This is a genomic window from Streptomonospora sp. PA3, from assembly GCF_009728995.1.
Lineage (GTDB): Bacteria > Actinomycetota > Actinomycetes > Streptosporangiales > Streptosporangiaceae > Streptomonospora.
This window is the reverse complement of sequence record NZ_VTZW01000008.1, coordinates 398,490-415,412: the sequence shown is the minus strand read 5'-3', so window position 1 is coordinate 415,412 and position 16,923 is coordinate 398,490. Positions and strand designations below refer to the sequence as shown.

The 16,923-nt window shown below is 71.4% G+C and carries 14 protein-coding genes and 5 tRNA genes; 4 read left to right on the top strand and 15 right to left on the bottom strand.

The annotated features are described in order from the left end of the window. Positions 1–428: 428 nt before the first annotated feature. The 6 genes from FZ103_RS07680 to FZ103_RS07655 form a co-directional block, all read right to left on the bottom strand. The gene (locus FZ103_RS07680) at positions 429–1,073 is read right to left on the bottom strand and encodes a response regulator transcription factor (protein WP_255429847.1); all 645 of its coding nucleotides are present in this window, start codon (positions 1,071–1,073) and stop codon (positions 429–431) included. A 1,308-nt stretch (positions 1,074–2,381) separates the two neighbouring features. After that, positions 2,382–3,197 (bottom strand): SAM-dependent methyltransferase, encoded by an 816-nt coding sequence (locus tag FZ103_RS07675; protein ID WP_186355971.1) that lies wholly within the window; start codon positions 3,195–3,197, stop codon positions 2,382–2,384. Positions 3,198–3,498: 301 nt separating this feature from the next. Then, entirely contained in the window at positions 3,499–5,382 is a 1,884-nt protein-coding gene (locus FZ103_RS07670) for an ABC transporter ATP-binding protein (RefSeq protein ID WP_155999891.1), read from the bottom strand. Next, the gene (locus FZ103_RS07665; RefSeq protein WP_155999890.1) at positions 5,370–6,482 is read right to left on the bottom strand and encodes a DUF1611 domain-containing protein; all 1,113 of its coding nucleotides are present in this window, start codon (positions 6,480–6,482) and stop codon (positions 5,370–5,372) included. The genes FZ103_RS07670 and FZ103_RS07665 overlap by 13 nt, the downstream gene beginning before the upstream one ends. 428 nt (positions 6,483–6,910) lie before the next feature. Next, complete coding sequence (locus FZ103_RS07660) at positions 6,911–7,210, bottom strand: NUDIX hydrolase (RefSeq protein ID WP_222936559.1); 300 nt, start codon at positions 7,208–7,210, stop codon at positions 6,911–6,913. A gap of 1 nt (position 7,211) precedes the next feature. Continuing rightward, positions 7,212–7,631 (bottom strand): helix-turn-helix domain-containing protein, encoded by a 420-nt coding sequence (locus tag FZ103_RS07655; RefSeq protein WP_155999889.1) that lies wholly within the window; start codon positions 7,629–7,631, stop codon positions 7,212–7,214. A gap of 75 nt (positions 7,632–7,706) precedes the next feature. Here FZ103_RS07655 and FZ103_RS07650 point away from each other — a divergent pair, with 75 nt between their 5' ends. Next, the gene (locus tag FZ103_RS07650; RefSeq protein ID WP_155999888.1) at positions 7,707–8,627 is read left to right on the top strand and encodes an SDR family NAD(P)-dependent oxidoreductase; all 921 of its coding nucleotides are present in this window, start codon (positions 7,707–7,709) and stop codon (positions 8,625–8,627) included. 365 nt (positions 8,628–8,992) lie between these two features. Here the strand turns inward: FZ103_RS07650 and FZ103_RS07645 are convergent, their stop codons facing one another. Next, positions 8,993–9,838 carry an alpha/beta fold hydrolase gene (locus FZ103_RS07645; protein ID WP_155999887.1) on the bottom strand — a complete coding sequence of 282 codons (846 nt, stop codon included), beginning with the start codon at positions 9,836–9,838 and terminating at the stop codon, positions 8,993–8,995. 77 nt (positions 9,839–9,915) lie between these two features. Between FZ103_RS07645 and FZ103_RS07640 the strand changes: the two genes are divergently transcribed. Then, a complete protein-coding gene (locus tag FZ103_RS07640) occupies positions 9,916–10,752 on the top strand; it encodes a helix-turn-helix domain-containing protein (RefSeq protein WP_222936551.1) in 837 nt (278 codons plus the stop codon). Positions 10,753–11,105: 353 nt separating this feature from the next. Here FZ103_RS07640 and FZ103_RS07635 read toward each other — a convergent pair. The 5 genes from FZ103_RS07635 to FZ103_RS07615 all read right to left on the bottom strand — a co-directional run bounded on the left by FZ103_RS07635 (position 11,106) and on the right by FZ103_RS07615 (position 12,103). Then, a tRNA-Val gene (locus tag FZ103_RS07635) sits at positions 11,106–11,182 on the bottom strand. Between the two features lie 27 nt (positions 11,183–11,209). Beyond that, a tRNA-Cys gene (locus FZ103_RS07630) sits at positions 11,210–11,284 on the bottom strand. 46 nt (positions 11,285–11,330) lie between these two features. Then, positions 11,331–11,403: transfer RNA gene (locus FZ103_RS07625), tRNA-Gly, on the bottom strand. Between the two features lie 50 nt (positions 11,404–11,453). Then, positions 11,454–11,526, bottom strand: a tRNA-Gly gene (locus FZ103_RS07620). A 145-nt stretch (positions 11,527–11,671) separates the two neighbouring features. Continuing rightward, the gene (locus FZ103_RS07615; protein ID WP_155999886.1) at positions 11,672–12,103 is read right to left on the bottom strand and encodes a roadblock/LC7 domain-containing protein; all 432 of its coding nucleotides are present in this window, start codon (positions 12,101–12,103) and stop codon (positions 11,672–11,674) included. A gap of 510 nt (positions 12,104–12,613) precedes the next feature. On the opposite strand from FZ103_RS07615, the gene FZ103_RS07610 reads away from it, so the two are divergent. Further along, entirely contained in the window at positions 12,614–13,456 is an 843-nt protein-coding gene (locus tag FZ103_RS07610; RefSeq protein WP_155999885.1) for an aminotransferase class IV, read from the top strand. Between the two features lie 208 nt (positions 13,457–13,664). On the opposite strand, the gene FZ103_RS07605 is transcribed toward FZ103_RS07610, so the two are convergent. After that, positions 13,665–14,084, bottom strand: a complete 420-nt coding sequence (locus tag FZ103_RS07605; RefSeq protein ID WP_155999884.1) for an SsgA family sporulation/cell division regulator — start codon at positions 14,082–14,084, stop codon at positions 13,665–13,667. A 451-nt stretch (positions 14,085–14,535) separates the two neighbouring features. Here FZ103_RS07605 and FZ103_RS07600 point away from each other — a divergent pair. Then, positions 14,536–14,609, top strand: a tRNA-Val gene (locus tag FZ103_RS07600). Positions 14,610–14,863: 254 nt separating this feature from the next. Here the strand turns inward: FZ103_RS07600 and FZ103_RS07595 are convergent. Both FZ103_RS07595 and FZ103_RS07590 read right to left on the bottom strand, forming a co-directional pair. Then, entirely contained in the window at positions 14,864–15,262 is a 399-nt protein-coding gene (locus FZ103_RS07595) for a PGPGW domain-containing protein (protein WP_343233425.1), read from the bottom strand. Positions 15,263–15,365: 103 nt separating this feature from the next. Then, a complete protein-coding gene (locus FZ103_RS07590; protein WP_186355970.1) occupies positions 15,366–16,559 on the bottom strand; it encodes an FAD-dependent oxidoreductase in 1,194 nt (397 codons plus the stop codon). Positions 16,560–16,923: the final 364 nt, after the last annotated feature.

Genomic DNA, 16,923 nt, shown 5'->3' with positions numbered 1-16,923 from the left:
CGGCGGTGCGGCCGTCGTCGGCCGCCGTTCCAGAAGACTTATGGATCTGAACCCGTCCCGGCGAAGGCGTCGATGATCGGCCGAAGTGCCCCGATGAGTGGCCATGGGTGGGGAAGGAGCAGGTATCCGCTCCATCCATGGCCCGCACTTGGAACGGCGGCCCGCGGTGTGTCGGATGAGGGTCGATGCTGAGCCGGCCCGGTTGCCTGGTGCGGTGAACGCGGCGCGAACAGGGCGGCCGGTGATTGTCTCGAGAAGGACTCAGGCGGCTGCGGTCCGGCGGACAGCGGGGGCAACGGGACCCTCGTGCCGTCCACTGCCCGCGGGTGACCGAATCAGTCGGCGACCGGAATTTCAGGCAGCGGATGAACCCGGTGGCCAACGCGTGGTTATGAAGGGGCCGGGGCAATAGATCTGCCCGGCTCCGACTAAGTCGTGGCGAACTGGAACCCCACGCCTCGTACGGTGATGATCCATTCCCCCGGACCGAGCTTCCGGCGAATACTGCTTACGTGGGTGTCGAGCGTGCGGCGCGACCACGATCCACCCCAGACCTGCTTCATGAGCTCCTGCCGGGAGAAAACCTTTCCTGGTTCGGAGGCGAGAATGTGGAGGAGGTCGAACTCCTTGCGGGTCAGTCGAACAGCGGTTCCGTCCAGCAGTACCTCGCGCGATGCGGCTTCGAGCTGCAAGGGGCCGCGGAAGATGTTCGATGACCTTTGCTCGGGGGATCGGGTCCGCCGCAGAACCGCGTCTATCCGCGCAAGAGTCTCGTGCAGCTGACAGGGCTTGACGATGTAGTCGTCGGCACCGGATTGCAGACCCAGCACTCGATCCAGTTCGGTACCGCGGTCGGTCACGACAATTATCGGGATATCGCTTTCAGCGCGGATTGTCCGGCAGACTTTCAGGCCGTCCAGGTCCGGAAGGTCGAGTTCGAGAATGACCATGTCAGCCGAACGGTACCGTTCCAGGGCTTGATGGCCGGTGTCCACGGTATCGACGGTGTAGCCGTGTCTGCGCAAGACGGCGAGAAGTCTTTCTGCGTCGTCTTCTTGATGCTCGACAAGCAGTAAGTGTCGACCAGGAATTACTTCGGAGGGATTATGGCACGCTACTGTCTGCTCGCCTTCGAGGGTTGAGGAGGGCAGGGAGTGTCGCCCACTCAGACCTGTATCTCCACGTGACAGGGTCATGTCCTTCGTGCCCCGTTCAATATGAGTAAGCTGATCTCTAGTCAACATGTTAGAGTCGTAAAAATGTCCATGTCAAGCAACTGGTTCGGTGAACGTACGGTTTCCGGATTTTAACCAGAGTCGGTTGGCGGTGTAGTGTCCTATGCAAGATCAATAAATGTTCTCTGACCACTGCACTTTATTGCGGTGTTCGCTCCGCCTGGGGGTTTTCCGGCATGCTCGGATGATCCCATGACTTTGCTGTGAGGTATATAACACGCCTGTGGTTATGGCGCTTCGCTTTGCTCGGAGGGTACCGGGATCGGCTGCGCCTGACCTGAAGTAATAGGCGGCATTCGGATCTCGCCATGTCCGTCCGCGACTGTAGTCGACGACCGCCGGGGGTCGGGTTGACGTTCGTGTGACCCCTCGTGGTCCATTCGGTTTTGTGGTTGAGTTCCGCGTGCACAAAAAACGCGATGACGTTTTGCGGATTTCATCGGCGCGCTTTAGCTCGCGGTTCGCATTCGACCCCAGCGGCACCAGGCGCCGCGCCGCCTGTCGGTGTCCGATCGCCCGGTCCCGGCGCCCGGTCTCAGGCGGAGCATCCGCGAGCGGGGAGGTGTGGCTGCGGGGGCGAGCCGGCCCGGTTCGCCTGCGACGAGGGGCACCACATCCACTGCGGCCGGCCGAAGACGGGGCGCCCGAAGTCGCGCGGGCGGCCCGGGGCTGGGCATCGGATGCGGGATGCCTGGACGTGGGCCTCGCGGCCGGCCCTCCGGTCGCGGTGACCGGTTCGAAGGACGGTCGGGTGTGCGTGTGGGACCTCAAGCGGGTCTGACCGCAGCGCCCGATGGCTCCTGGCGTGGTTCATGGGACCCGGTGCCGGCAGGACGTCGATGTCTTCGGTGAGGTACCGGTAGGCCGTGGTGGTGCCCACGCCCAACCCGGCGGAGACGGACACCTTCCTACAACCCGACTACCGTGCCCCGCCCGCCCGGCTGAAAAGGGCTCCTTGACGCGCCTGATCGTTCGGTGGAGACGCGTCCCCCGGAGTGTTCGCAGTATTGGCGGCGGGCCGCTGCGCCGTCGAGCATGACCGCACGTCCGCCGCCGGTCCACCCGGTGCTGTATGTCGCCGTGGCGTGCCCGGATGGTGGCCAGGCGTCGGCGGCGCTGGGCATCGGCCTGCGCCTAGGCGATGAATCAGCAGGCCCCGGGCTTGCGGCCGATGCCGCAGCGAGTGAGCGTCTCGCGTGCCTGGCCGACCTCGATGTCGTCGGGGCGCCACTGCGGGCATGCCACGAGTCCCGGCTCGACCATCTCCAACCCGTCGAAGAACCTCGCGATGTCTTCTGGACTGCGCACGCGATAGGGCAGCGGTGCCGCCTGGTTGTAGTCGTCCATGGCCGCGTTGCCCTCGGGGTCGGTGTTGGATCCCTCGCACAGGGCGAGGTAGCTGCCGGGGGGCAGGCCCTCGATCAAGCGGGCGACGATGCCGTAGACCTGCTCGTCGGGGATGTGGCCGAGGATGCCCATCAGGCTCAGGGCGACGGGGCGGTCGAAGTCCAGGCGCCTGCGGGCCTCGGCGAGGACGGTGTCGGGTTCGCGCAGGTCGGCGTGGACGTAGTCGGTGAAGCCTTCCGGCGTGCTGGTCAGCAGCGCGGTGGCGTGGGCGAGCACCAGCGGGTCGTAGTCGACGTAGACGATCGCCGAGTCCGGGGCGACGGCTTGGGCGACCTCGTGGGTGCTGTTGTGGGTGGGCATCCCGGTGCCGACATCGAGGAACTGCCGGACGCCGGCCTCGGCCGCCAGGTAGCGGATGGCGCGCCGCAGAAACGCCCGGTCCTGACGGGCGACCTCGATGATGACGGGGTACTGCTCAGCGATCCGGGCCCCGACCTCGCGGTCGACGGCGTAGTTGTCCTTGCCGCCCAGCCAGTAGTTCCACACGCGGGCGGAGTGCACGACCGTGGTGTCGATCGATGATGGGGCGCCGGCGGTTTCCGGTGTTTCGTTCACGGGAGGGCCTCACATCCGTCGGGTTCGACTATTCATACCTGTCGTGCGGCCCCAATGCCGAGTCGGCATGTCAGTATTCACGCGTTATCGACGTTTTGTTGTGAATAGTCGTAATCCGGGGCGTGGTCACGCGGTTTCCATCCGGAGGGGGTGCTCCCCTGGCATGCTCCTTCCCGCCGGCTTCGGGCGGGGGCCGGGCGGACGGTGGCACTGACGTCGACGGTGTGGGCGTGTCCCCGTCGCTCTGGCAGTGCAGCGACGACCGTGGCCGGCGGCTCCTCGCGCGTGCGGCGCGGGTGGCTCAGCTCCGACCACGTCGATATCCGTTCGAGGCGGCACATGCGCGGCACGCGCGATCGCCCGGTGGCCGGCCGCGGCGCAGGGCCCACCGGTCGGCGGGCTGGAGCGCCCGGGGCTCCCGCGGCTCCGGCGGTTCGGGCCCTTGCGCGTCGGCGGCCGAAGGCGGCAGCTCCTCGTGCAGCACGCCGCCGGAGAGCCGCCAGACGACGTCCGCCGACCTCAGCCGCTCGGGACGGTGGGTGACCACCACGACGGTGCCGCCGAATCCGGCGATCACCCGGTCCACGGCTTGGGCGGCGCAGGTGTCCAGGTGCGCGTCGGCCTCGTCGAGCAGCAGCAGCCGGGGACCCGGCAGGAGCGCGCGTGCCAGCGCCACCCGCTGCTGCTGCCCCGCCGACAGCCCGCCGCCCCCCTCCCGCACCGGTGTCTGCAGGCCCAGCGGCAGTTCCGCCAGCAGTTCGTCCAGTCCGCTGGCGCTGATCGCCTCGCGCATCCGCCGCATGTCGGCCTTGCGGTCGGCGAAACGCACGTTCTCGGCGACGGTGCCGCGCAGCAGCGGCAGGTGCGGGCCCGCGAGCCCGATCGCACCGCGCACCGAGTCGGCCCGGCACCGGGCGATGTCGGCGCCGTCCAGCAGCACCCGGCCTCCGTCGGGCGCCGTGAGCCCGGCGATCACCGAGAGCAGCGTGGACTTGCCGCTGCCGTTGCGGCCGGTCACCGCGACGACGCGGCCCGCAGGCACCCGGGCGGTGGCAGGGGCGAGCACGCCGTCGACCCGCACACCCCGCAGTTCCACCTCGCCCGGGCCCTCCGGCAGTCCGGGAGCGCCCCTGCCCGGCAGGCGGCGGCGCGGGCGGGCGAGTTCGGTGCGGACCTGGCGCATGGCGACGACGCAGGCCGAACGGTATTCGCTGATCCGCGTGAGCTCGCGCAGCGGGGTGACCATGATCCCCACGACCGCGATCGCCGCCGTCGCCGCGCCCGGCCCCTGGCCCGCCCCCGCGGCCGCAGCGAGCACCCCCGCGGTCGCCGCCAGTGTCGTGGCCTCGCCGAGGGCCCGGGCCGCGCCGACGGCGCGCGCCCGGCGGACCTGGGCCTCGGCCAGGCGGCGGGAGCGGTGGGCGAGGACCCGCCGCTCCTTGCGCTCGCGGCCGAACGCCTGGACCACCAGCGGTGCGCCGACCCGCTCCACCACGTGCGCCGCCACCCGTGCCTGCCGGCGGCGGGCTCTGCGGTGCGCCGTCCGCAGCCAGGGCGACAGGGCCGCGGTCGCGCCCAGGCCGCACGCGGTGATCAGGCCCGCCACCGCGGCGATCGCCGGTGCGATCAGCGCGAAGGCCGCGAGGCAGCCGGTCAGCAGCGGGACCGCGACAGCCAGTTTCGCGAGTCCGAGGCAGGCCCAGCGGCGCAGAGCGCTCAGGTTGCCCATCATCCGCAGCGACGTGCCGCCGTTGGACCGCCCGCGGCCCGCCTCGCGCGCGGGTGCGGCGGCGATCCTGTCGAACAGGCTCGTGCGCACGTCGACCACCCACGACTGGCCCAGGCGTTCGGCGAGCACCCGCTCGGCGAACAGCAGCGCGGCGCCGGCCGCGATCAGGCCGGCGAGGCAGGCGAGGAGCGTCGGCGTGTGCGGCGCCTGCGGCCCGGCGTTCCCCGCCGAGTCGAGCGCGCCGGCGAACCTGCCCACGAGCGCCCCCCACGCGATCGCCGCCGCCGCTTGACCGGTCCCGACGGCGACGAGCAGGGCGAACGTCCACCGGCGGCGGCCCGAGAGCAGGCGGGGCGGCGCTTGCGCAGCATCGCCGCCGGTGCCCGTGCCTGCCGTCGGCGCCCCATTGTGCGCGCCGGGCGCCGCGCCCGGGCCCGCCGCCCTCACGCCGTCCATTCCGCCACCGGATCCACCAGGGGGCGCAGGGCCGGGCCCGCGGCGATCGCCGGATCCGCGAGCTCCGCCGGCCCGTACACCGGGATGTCGAGGAGCTGCCCGCACTCGCGCACGGCCAGCGGCGACGCGGTCACCCGGCCGCTGACCGCCAGTACCGGCAGCCCGGCCGCGCTCAGCCGCCGCGTGCCGTACAGCGCCCCGGTGGCCTCGCCCGCCGCGAAGACCCAGCCCTGCACCAGCGTGGGCAGCGCGGAGGGGGCGAGCAGCTCGGCGGTCTCGGGCTGCAGCACGCCGTCGGCGACCTCCAGCACGACGGCGTCGGCGCCCGCGGCGAGCAGCCGGTCGTGCAAGCCGCGGGCGGCGGCGAGGATCCGGTCCACCGGCACGCGGTAGGTCGTGGCCAGGCCCGCGTCGGTGAAGTCCAGCGACGCGATCGCGCCGGCGTCCTGGAGCATCCAGCGGTCGCCGCCCGCCCCGGTGCCGGTGACCTTGGCCGCTCCGACCCGGTAGCCGGCGGAGGTCAGCCCGCGGACGAGCGCCGCTGCCGTCGTGGTCTTGCCGGCGTTCATGGAGGTGCCGACGACGGCGACGGTGGTCGCGCCGCCGCGCCGCGGGATCTGTGGGGCGGCACCGGGTGCGGCGAGGTCGGCCATGTTGACGGGCCGGCCGGAGGCGGTCGCCGCCAGCCCCGCGGGCTGCAGCCGCGTCGGCACGGCGAGGTCGGCGTGGGCGCTGAGCACCTGCGAGGCGATGCCCCCGGCCGCGACCAGGTCGCAGGCGCGCAGGTCCCCGGGGAGCTCGGCTTCGAACTGGTCGGGGGCGTAGCGCGCTCCGTAGGCCACCAGGACCTCGTCGCCGGGGAAGAGGTGCGCGCGCCTGCCGGCCGCCGACTCCAGCCGGGTGTGCTTGCCGAGCTCGGTGACCTCGGCGAGGACGACGTCGCCGTGTCTCGGCCGCACGCCGGGCCCGCTCAGCAGGTAGGCGGGGCGGTCGCCGTCGAGGGCGCGCGCGGTGTAGGAGACCTTCAACGCGGCGCGCCGGGCGTCGGAGAGCCGGTGGACCTGGACGTCGGTGGAGGCGGACGCGGGCGATACGGGCATGGTTGCAACCCCTGTGCTCTGGTGGTGGCGGGACCCGCCGGGGACACCGGCAAGCCTGGTCCCCGCCCATGAGGCGTTGCTGAACCGAAGGTGAGAGCCCTTTCACGCGGCGCGGTGATGGAGGCACCCGCCGGTGTCCGCCGACGGCGCAGGCGGGCGCGCCGCGGGCGCCGGACCCGCTGGACCCGCCGGACCGGGAGGCGATCGCGCGCGCCGCAGCGCCCGCACCGCGGGCGCGGGGCCGCGAGTCCCCGGCGGGCGCGCCCCGGAGCCGATCGATGCGCTGGGGAAGGCGTCCGAGGCGGTCGATCCGATCGAAGGGTAGGAATCGAAGCGGGCGCTGTGGTATCTCCGCAACGTCGGGATTCGCCTGCGTCCGCAGGCCGAGCCGGCCGAGGTCGACTCGTTCGCTCAGCGGGCGCGACAGGTCATCGAGGACTGAGCGCCCTGTACGAGGCGACGATGGCGGATGCGCCGACGTCGACGTAGCCGCCGGGCAGTTCCCAGACCCACTGGTCGATGAGGAGGCGGTGGCGGTATATGAGCAGGACCTGCCAGTCGTCGTCGGCGACCAGCGTCATGGCGGCGGGCGGCATCTTCGCCGCGTATTGCGTGAACCGCGTCCCGTCGGGCGGCTCCACGTCCATGGTGGACAGGCGGCTGTGGCGGTTTTCGCCGATCAGCCGGGTGGCGTGGATTCTCCATTGGGCGGGGCGCACGGTCGCCACGTCAGGTTCTGCGGAATGGGCGGTTATTGACGCGCCTGCTTTCCGCGATGGCTGACTGGTGCTCGATGGCCCACTCGGCGAGGCCGGACAGCGGCTTCAGTAGGGACTTGCCCAGGGGCGTGAGGCTGTACTGGACGCTGGGCGGGACCGTCGCGAAGACCTCGCGATGAACCAATCCGTCTTCTTCCAGCCCGCGCAGCGTGCGGGTGAGCATGCGCTGACTGATCGCCTCGATGCCGCGGTGAAGCTCGTTGAACCGATGCGGTCGTTGCCCGAGCAGCACCACAACCAGCACCGTCCACTTGTCGCCGACCCGGCGCAGGACGTCGGTCACCGGGCACTGCTCGTGCTCGTCCCCCGGTACCGGGCTCGGCAACGGGGTGTCGAGCGGTGCGGGCACATCGGTGTTCGTTCCTGACATCGAACTGCCTTCTTCCGCGAACCGGGCCGGTTACTGATGATGGAGGTACTAACCAAAGGTAACTAGGGAGACGAGATGGTCAACCCGCATCACGACGGCACACACCCTGATGCGTCGGCCAGGACGGACCGGACCGTTGTCGTCACCGGCGGCACTGACGGGATGGGACGAGCGGTCGTGCTCGGCCGGGCAGCACGAGGTGACCGAGTTCTCGCGGTCGGGAGCAACCCAAGGAAGGGCGAGCGCCTGCTCGCCGACGCCGCGGCCTCTGAGCTGGCTGACCGGATCGAGTTCCTGGCTGCAGACCTCAGCACGCTCGCCGGCAACCGTGCGGTGATCGACCACGTCACCGCCACCTACGAGAGCATCGACGGCTTGGTGCTGGCGGCGAACCGCCAATCACCGCGGCGGGTTGAAACGAGCGACGGATTCGAGTCGACCTTCGCCCTCTACTACCTGAGTCGCTACCTGCTCGGGCACGGGCTCATCTCAGCCCTCTCCGCGGGTTCGAAGCCGGTGATCGTCAACATCGCCGGAGTCGGACTCACCTCCGGGAAGATCCATTGGGACGACCTCCGGATGGGACGCCGCTACCTCACCATCGCCGCGCAGTTGCAAGCCGGACGTGCCAACGACCTCCTGGGGGTCGCGATGGCAGCGGAATTCGGCGAGCAGGTCCCCTACGTCCTCTATCACCCTGGGTTCACCCGCAGCGGCGACTCCGCGATGGAGCAGGTCGGTCCGCTGACTCGTGCGGTCATCAAGACCGTTGCCGCGATTGCCGCCCGGTCCGTCGAAAGGGCGATCGCACCGGTGCACGCGTTCCTCGACTCACCACCCAGAGTGCCGTTGACCGCGGTGGACCGCGACAAGCCGGTACCGCTCGATCTGAAGACCCTCGACCCCGCCGATGCGAAACGCCTCGCCGAGGCGACTTCCGCGATGCTCGCCGCCGCTGAGCCGACGGCGGATCCTCGCGAGGACGGCTTGCGGTGAGGTGCTGGTACGGGGTCAGGACGTGGAGGCCCCCCGTCGTCGGAGACCGCCAGGCGCACCGCCTCCGGTGCCGCGGCGAGGACGGCAGGCCCAGGACCAGCGGTGCCCGGCGGCGCCGGCCGGGTGCGACGCCGGCCCCCAAGGCATGTACTACGACGCGGCCGGCGGGGGCGTGCTGATGCTTCGCCGCGATCGTCGTTCCCCGTGTGCGCTGGGGGAGGTCACCGCGCGACCCACGGTGAATCATCCACGGTGGTTGTCCGAACGTATGCCTGCCCACGCTGCGCGCGGGCAGGCATACCGAATGGTCACCGTTCTGGTCGGATGCGCGTCGGGCACTGGTCCCGGAGCCGGACGCTCCAGCCTCAAGCTTGTGGGGCGTGTTTCGCGGTGAAGGCCAGGAGCGGCGCGGCGGTCCGCGGCGGGTCCTCAATGTTGGGTGAGTGTCCGAGGTCGGGCAGCACCGTGACCGTCGCTGCGGGCACGGCGCGGTAGTCGTCGGCGGATGCGGGGCGCCACCGTCGGTCTTCCTCGCCGAAGAGGACCAGCAGCGGCTTGCCGAGAAGCGCCAGCCGTTCGGGGAGCGAACGCTTGTCCAGGTACGCGCGGACCGCCTGTGCTGTCGCGGCGAACGCGGACAGGTCCATGTCGCGTACCTGGTCCAGGAACGTCTGCGGGATGTCGAAGCCGGGGGCGAATGCGGAGCTGACCGCCTGGCGGAGTTGATCGTCGGTGAGGTTCGGCCACTGCTTCGGGTCGATACCGGCGGCCGCCTCCTTCTCGATGTAAGCGGCCATCGCGGGCCCGGTGCTGATGAGCGCCAGCGCGGTCACAAGGTCGGGACGCTGCTCGGTGAGGGCGGTGGCGACCGCGCCACCGCTGGAATGGCCGACGACGACGGCGTGCTCGACACCGAGCTGCTCCAGTGCGGCGCCGGCCCGGCCGGCCTGATCGGGCACGGCGTAGCTCGCGTCGTCTGGCCTGGCCGACCGGCCGCCCCCGAGAAGGTCGATCCGGATGACGTGATGGGCTCCGGTCAGCAGCGGAACCATCGGGTCCCACGATCGGGCCGACGCCGCGGTTCCGTGGATGAGCAGAAGTGCGGGAGCCTTACGGGGGCCGTCCTGGTACAGGTGGATCTCGCCGCCGTCCAGAAGCAGGGTCGACTCCTCGGTGGCCGGGGCATGGGATTCGCCGTTGGAAACAGTCATGCCTGCACCGTCGCCGCTGGTGAGTGCCGATGGCTTGGACGAATGTTCCCGCCGGTCGGCGTGCGTAGCATGGGCGCATGCGCTCCGGCGGGTCCGAACGGGACGATGCGGTGTTGTGGGACATCGCATGCCCGGAGCGGCCCAGCCGCGTGCCCGGCGTCACCATGGCGGGGTTCGCCGACCGCGGCCTCACCCCGCCCGGCCTCCGGCTGATTCCGCATCCAGCCGTGACCCTGGTTCTGGTGTTCGGCGGCACGATGGCCGCGGAATACGCGACCAGGCCGTTGCAGGGCAGCTTCCTCACCGGGATCGGGTTCGGCGAAGCCGTCCGGCGGCTGCGTGCCGAGGGGTTCGAGGCCCTGCAGGTGCGCCTGTCACCGTTGGTCGCACACGCGGTTGTGGGGCCCGCCGCGGCCGACCTCGACGGCACCGCGGTGGCCCTCGACGATGTGTGGGGCCGGGAGGCGGCACGGCTCAGTGAGCAACTGGGCGAGCGTTCGTCCTGGCAGGAACGCTTCGCGTGGTTCGAGGGCCGGCTCGCCGACCGGTGCGCGGCGGCCTCGCGGGTGGACGCAGAGATCGCCTGGGCCTGGCGCCGAATCGTCGCCGCCCGCGGCTCGATCCGGATCGAGTACCTGGCGGCCGAGCTCGGCTGGAGCCGCAAACGCCTGTGGTCCCGCTTCCGGTCGCAGATCGGCCTTCCGCCCAAGCGTGCCGCGAAGCTGGTCCGCTTCGACCATGCCGTCCACCGCATCGTCGCGGGCCGGGATGCCGCCGGAGTCGCGGCGGACCTCGGCTATACCGACCAGTCCCACCTGCACCGAGATGTCGCGGCGTTCACGTCGCTGACCCCTGCGACCGTTGCCGACGAGCCGTTTCTCGCGGTCGACCACATCGCATGGGGATGGCCCTGACCACGAAACTCCCCACAGCCGGCCGAGGACGGGGGCGCGAGGTCGTGCGGGTCTCCCGGCTGGGCCATCGGATGCGGGGGACGGGCGAGGTGTACGAGTACGTGACCCGCGATGAAGGAGCAGGATCGCACGGCGCTTGGAGGACCGCCGGCAACGGAGCCGGCAGGCGCGGCAAGCGGCCGGCGCGAAAGGATCGTCGAGACGGTTCTGCGGCTCGGTGAGTACTGCTGCGGATCGACGCGAGGGGCGCCGCATGAGGGGAGGGGGAGAAAGATCGTCTCCCGACCGTCTCCACAAGAACGGGCCGGAAACGGAAAAAGGCCGCCGAAGCGGCCTCTGACCTGCGATGATGCTGGTGGGCGATACAGGATTCGAACCTGTGACCTCTACCGTGTCAAGGTAGCGCTCTAACCAACTGAGCTAACCGCCCGAGGTTCGCACCGGGGTGCGAAGGGGGTGGAGGCGGAGACGGGAATCGAACCCGTGTACAGGGATTTGCAGTCCCTTGCCTAAGCCACTCGGCCACTCCGCCGCGAGCCGTGACCGAGGCGCTGGAATGTCCCCTTACGGCTACTCCGAGCGGACGACGGGATTCGAACCCGCGACCCTCACCTTGGCAAGGTGATGCTCTACCAGCTGAGCCACGTCCGCGTGCGTCCATGGGCGGACCCACATTTTGGCGTGCATGCGTGTGCACGTCGAGCGGACGACGGGATTCGAACCCGCGACCCTCACCTTGGCAAGGTGATGCTCTACCAGCTGAGCCACGTCCGCGCGGAGGTAGGTGTCCCGTTCGGGGGCGGGGCGCCTCCTTCGCTGTCTCTGGACTCTATCGGATAACCGGCGTGCGGACGAAATCGAATACGCAGGCGGTGCGGGCGCGGGGCACCGCCCTGGGCGTGCGGCGGGAGGAGGCCCCTCAGCGCTCGACGTGGGCGGGGCCGGTGGGCATGTCGGGGCGGGGCGGGGCCGTGAGGTACTGGCCGACCCGCTCGATCACCTTGTTCATCTCGTAGGCGACCAGGCCGACGTCGCACTCGGTGTCGGAGAGCAGCGCCATGCAGGCGCCCTCCCCGGCTGCGGCGACGAACAGGAAGGCGTCGTCCATCTCGATGATGGTCTGGCGGATGCCGCCCGCGCTGAAGTGCTTGCCGGCTCCCGCCGCCAGGCTGTGCAAGCCGGAGGTGATCGCCGCCAGATGCTCGGCGCTGGAGCGGTCCAGGTGGCTTGAGCTGGCCATGAGCAGTCCGTCGGTGGACAGGACGATGGCGTGCCGGGCGCCCTGGGCGCGGGTGAGGAGGTCGTCGAGCAGCCAGCTCAACTCGCCTGGGGCGGTGCTCTGTGGGGTCATAGCTCTCTTAGGTCCGTCGTCGTCTCGGCCGGAGGCGCGCACCCCCGCAGCGGGGCGCGTAGCGTCCGCGGAACCCCCGGGCCCGAGGGTCCTCGTAAGCGTTGCTCAGATGATAGCCATTCGTGATCCACCCGGTGGCTCCGCTGGGGCGTGTCGGACGAGTGGCCACTTAGTGCGATAGGACGGGTACGGGTGCGATTCGCTACGTTACCCGTGGTGGCCGGTGCGCATAGGGGTGCGGCCAAAGTTGGTCACAGGCCTTGCGCAGCCGGGATCGGAGCGCGTGTGACGTCGGCGTCACCGACGCGGCGCACCGGCGCCGGTGCGGGCGAGGTGGCAGGATCGAAGGCAGGCGGCGCCGCATGCGGGCGGGCGTCCGCGGCCGGGCGCCCGCCCGCGCCCGCGCACGGTAGGGGCGGCGGGACGGCGCACGCGCGCGGCGTCTGTGCCGCAAACGGCGGTGGGCGGTGCCGCGGCGGCCGCGGCACCAGCACGAAGGAGGAGTCGAGCATGCGGGTGTGGATCGCCGGCGCGGGATTCGGCCGGGGCCGGATCGTCGACGAGACGGAGGCCCTGATCCCCGTCCTGGATCACGGCATCACCGTGGGGGACGGGGTGTTCGAGACCGTCAAGGGCGTGGCGGGCCAGCCCTTCGCGCTGTCGAGGCACCTGCAGCGGCTGGCCCGCTCCGCCGCCGGACTGGGTCTGCCGTCCCCCGACCTCGACCTCATCGCCGACGGCGTGCGCCAGGCGATGGAGGCCAACCCCGGCATCGAGAGGTCGCGGGTGCGCATCACCGTGACCGCCGGCCCGGGCCCGCTGGGTTCGGAGCGCACGCCCGGCGAGCTGACCTGCGTCGTCGCGGTCGCGCCGCTGAGCCCGGTCACGCCGACGGTGGACGTGGCCGTCGTGCCCTGGACGCGCAACGAGAACGGCGCCCTGACCGGCCTGAAGACGACCTCCTACGCCGAGAACGTGCTGGCCCTGGACTACGCCCGCCGGCGCGGGGCCGGCGAGGCGGTCTTCGCCAACACCGCCGGGAACCTGTGCGAGGGCACCGGAAGCAACGTCTTCGTCGTCCTGGACGGCGACCTGCTCACCCCGCCGCTGTCGGCGGGGCCTCTGGCCGGCATCACCCGCGAACTCGTCCTGGAGTGGGCCGGGGGCACCGAGGCCGACATCGCGATGGCCGACCTCGAACGGGCCTCGGAGGCGTTTCTGACCTCCTCGGGCCGCGACGTGCAGCCCATCCGCGCGGTCGACGGCCGGGAGCTGCCCGCGGCGCCGGGCCCGGTCACACGCAAGACCATGGACGTGTTCGTCGACCGGGGCGCCTCCGACATCGATCCCTGAGCGGGCGCGTCGGGGGAGCGGACGGGCCGGGCGCCCCCGCAGGAGCCGCACGGCCCGGAATACCGGTGACTTGTCCTGATTGCCGGTGATGGGATCGTTTGCCGCCCGGGTCCGCGGGTAGCGCGCCAGCGGCGGGTGGGTGCATCCACCCGCTGTGCTGGACGTTCGCGCCCCGCAGCGGCGTGGTGCGGGTGGGTCGAGGTGGTGCTCAGGCCTGCAGGTGGCGCTCGATCTCGGCGTCGAGGTCGACGTAGTCGCCTTCCTGGCCTGCGGGGACGATCTCGTAGGTGCGGTGGAGGAACTCCGCCAGCGGCGAGACCTCGGCATCGAACTGCGCCTGGCCGAAGGGCGAGGACAGGGCGATGTTGACGGTGCGCTCTCCGGGGCCCTTCTCCGGCCACACCCGCACGTCGCCGTCGCCCGCCGGGCGCACGATGCCGACCGTCAGCAGTTCGCGCGCGAAGATCCACTCGACGGGCTCGTCCTCGCCGGTGTGGAAGGCGACCTTGATCGCGTAGGGGTCGTCGGCGGTGTAGTCCAGCCGCGCGACCAGAGGGACGGCCGTGCGGTCGGGGACCACGAGCCGAAGGCCGAGCTCGGCGCTGGCAGTGGTGCCGCTACTGTTCATCTTCGCCAAACCTTTTCTCGTCCGGCCCGGTGTCGGGGGCGCGGGTTCGTTGCCCTCTCGGCCGCTCCAACGCAGCCGGGCGGGGGCTATGACGCACAACCGGCAGGCTTCTTGCCGGTGCGTGGATGATTTGGACCGCGGTTGACGGTCCATGGGCCGCCACCTGGTCCTCCGTCACTGTAATGAGCTGCGGAAACCAGTAATTTCCCAATGATCTGTGCGGCACGTCACGCGGGTGGCCTGCGCGGGGGAGGCCCGGCGCGGTCCGGGCGGCTGTATGCCCGTCTCTGCCGGGCTTTTGTCGCTTTGCCCTTGGATGAACGTAGCCATGGCTCCGCTTGGTGAGACGTCGGTCACAGTCGTATCGGCCTCCAGGGGAGGACTGCACGATCCACCCCGTCGGATGCGCTAGAGTCTTCAGTGTTCGCTCCGCAGCAAGCGGAACGCCTCCGGGCGATTAGCTCAGTTGGCTAGAGCGCGTCGTTCACACCGACGAGGTCACTGGTTCGAGTCCAGTATCGCCCACACCCTAGAGAAGGCCGGCTCCGTCCACACGGAGTCGGCCTGTTTCGTCGGCGAGCCCGCCCTCGGCGCGCCGCCGGCACCGGGGGCCCCGATGCGCCGCGCTCGCCGTCGTCCCAGGTGAACGAGCCGACGGCGCCGCCGTGCGGACCGGCCCCGATCGCCGCCGACGTGGCCGAAGCCATAGTCGTCCGGCACCGCCCCCTATACCCATAACCGGATGTCCGATACGTGGACGAGGCGCCGCGGGGGCGGGCTCACCGCATCGACGGGGCTTTTCGGCGCTGCGCGCGCCGACGGCGCGTCTTGGCCAGTGCCCGCTCCTTGGCGCGGTGGGCCCAGGCGCGCGCGAAGCGCAGGACCCCCCGCGCCCAGGCGAACTCGGTGGCCAGGATCGCCAATCCGAGGATGATGCCCGCGGCTCCCGGCCCAGGTGTGATGCACATCACGACGCCGGCGAGCAGGATCACCAGCCCCACGGTGGCGACAACGGTTCGCCAGGTCCAACTCAGCACCGGATGGGAGTGCATGCGCATCCGCCAGATGCGCAGGCGGGCGCGAAACCTGCGCCAGCGCCGCGCGTGGCGGGAGGCGGGGGCCGTAGGGGATGCCGCCGGGTCCGGGTGGCCAGCGCCGCTCATAGGGCTCGGAGACATGCCCCCACGATATCCGGCGGATCAAGAGCGGGTAACGGCACAGGCCGCGCTGTTCAAAGACGGCATCCGGGCGCCCGGGACCGCTGCGCGGCCCCGCGGCAACTCAGCCCGCCGCGGGATCGGCGCCCACCACAGGCGCGCACGCCCCGTCCGAAACGCCGTAGAGCCAGTCGGCATTGGCCTTCTCGGCCTTCTCCACGGCCCCGAGCCAGGCCTCGGGGGAGTACTCGCCGCCCGCCCGCAGGCTGTCCAGGATCTCGCGGGTGATGGAGTGCAGCCGGTCGGTGCGGCGCCTGCGCACCGCCGCGTAGCGCTCCAGCGCCTCCCCGGCGGTCAGCGCCGTCGAGTCGCGCAGGCAGTCGGCCAGCACCACCGCGTCCTCGACGGCCTGGTTGGTCGCCTGGGCGAAGAAGGGGAGGGTGGGATGGGCGGCGTCGCCCATGAGCGCGATCCGGCCGCGGTGCCACACCGGGACCGGCTCGTGGTCGTGGACGCCCCAGACCCCCACCCAGTCGGCCGCGGCGATCAGGCCCAGCACCGTGGGGCTCCATTGCGCGAACGCCTCGGCGAGGCCGCCGGTGCGGTCCCCCGCGACCCAGGAGGCCGGTTCGCCGGTCGGAGCGGGCACGGTCGCGGTGAAGCTCACCTGCTCGCCGCCGGAGACGGGATAGCAGGAGATGTAGCGGTCGCCGCCCGCCCAGACGTGCACCCGCTCCCGGCCGCACAGCTCGGGCGCGCGGGCCGCCGGCGCCAGCCCGCGGTAGACCAGCCGCCGGGCCGGGCGGTAGCGGTCGGTGTTGAGCAGGCTGCGCATCAGCGAGTTGGCGCCGTCGGCGCACACGGCCACATCGCCGTGGACCTGCCGGCCGTCGGCGCAGCGCAGGGCGACCCCGTCGCTGCTCTCCAGCAGGTCGGTGACATAGCGGCCGCGGGCGACCGTCTCGGGGGGCACGGCCTCGCTCAGCGCCCGGTGCAGATCGGAGCGCAGCAGGGTCAGCACGGGCGCGCCGTAGCGCTCGGCCAGCGACTCGCCAAGCGGCACGCTGGCGAGCAGGTGGTCGTCCTCCCAACTCAGCATGTCGCGCGAGTGCGGGAGCACCGCCGCGCGCTCCAGGGCCGGTCCCAGGCCCAGGCGCCGCAGCGGGCGGACGGCGTTGGGCGTCAGCTCCACCCCCGGCCCGGGGGGAGCCGGGTCCGACGACTGCTCCAGCACGGCGACACCGGTGCCGTCGCGGCGGGCCAGCGCGGCCGCCAGCGACATGCCGGCGATACCCGCTCCCACCACCACGACTCGCACCGAATACCTCCGGCCTGCCTAGTCCGGCCTGTCTGCTGCCTGCTCCAACGGGTTTATGCCCGTTCGGGCGCATTGCGGCACCCAACGGATACTAAACGATCCGACTTGATCGGAACTGTGGTCGGCTCCGGTCCCGCGCGGTCCGCGCCGGTACCGGGGTGTCCGGTGCCGGCGGCCCGGCTGCCGTGCTCGGCCCGCATCACCGCAAGCCGCGCGGCCGGTGCGCCGCACGACGCGGCCGTTCTCCGCCCCGCGGCGGCGGGGGAAAGCCGGGTGAAGGGGGGCGGCCGAGCCGATAGCATCGATGGGGAGCGGCGCGGCCCGCTCGCGCGCCCCGCGCCGAGCCGATACCCGCGCGCATCCG

What these genes read in the sequence shown, in the direction of transcription:
- FZ103_RS07670 (WP_155999891.1), bottom strand. Translation starts at nt 5,382, where the DNA reads ATGGACGGCGTGAGGGCGGCGGGCCCGGGCGCGGCGCCCGGCGCGCAC.
- FZ103_RS07665 (WP_155999890.1), bottom strand. Translation starts at nt 6,482, where the DNA reads ATGCCCGTATCGCCCGCGTCCGCCTCCACCGACGTCCAGGTCCACCGG.
- FZ103_RS07655 (WP_155999889.1), bottom strand. Translation starts at nt 7,631, where the DNA reads ATGTCAGGAACGAACACCGATGTGCCCGCACCGCTCGACACCCCGTTG.
- FZ103_RS07650 (WP_155999888.1), top strand. Translation starts at nt 7,707, where the DNA reads ATGGTCAACCCGCATCACGACGGCACACACCCTGATGCGTCGGCCAGG.
- FZ103_RS07645 (WP_155999887.1), bottom strand. Translation starts at nt 9,838, where the DNA reads ATGACTGTTTCCAACGGCGAATCCCATGCCCCGGCCACCGAGGAGTCG.
- FZ103_RS07640 (WP_222936551.1), top strand. Translation starts at nt 9,916, where the DNA reads ATGCGCTCCGGCGGGTCCGAACGGGACGATGCGGTGTTGTGGGACATC.
- FZ103_RS07615 (WP_155999886.1), bottom strand. Translation starts at nt 12,103, where the DNA reads ATGACCCCACAGAGCACCGCCCCAGGCGAGTTGAGCTGGCTGCTCGAC.
- FZ103_RS07610 (WP_155999885.1), top strand. Translation starts at nt 12,614, where the DNA reads ATGCGGGTGTGGATCGCCGGCGCGGGATTCGGCCGGGGCCGGATCGTC.
- FZ103_RS07605 (WP_155999884.1), bottom strand. Translation starts at nt 14,084, where the DNA reads ATGAACAGTAGCGGCACCACTGCCAGCGCCGAGCTCGGCCTTCGGCTC.
- FZ103_RS07595 (WP_343233425.1), bottom strand. Translation starts at nt 15,262, where the DNA reads ATGTCTCCGAGCCCTATGAGCGGCGCTGGCCACCCGGACCCGGCGGCA.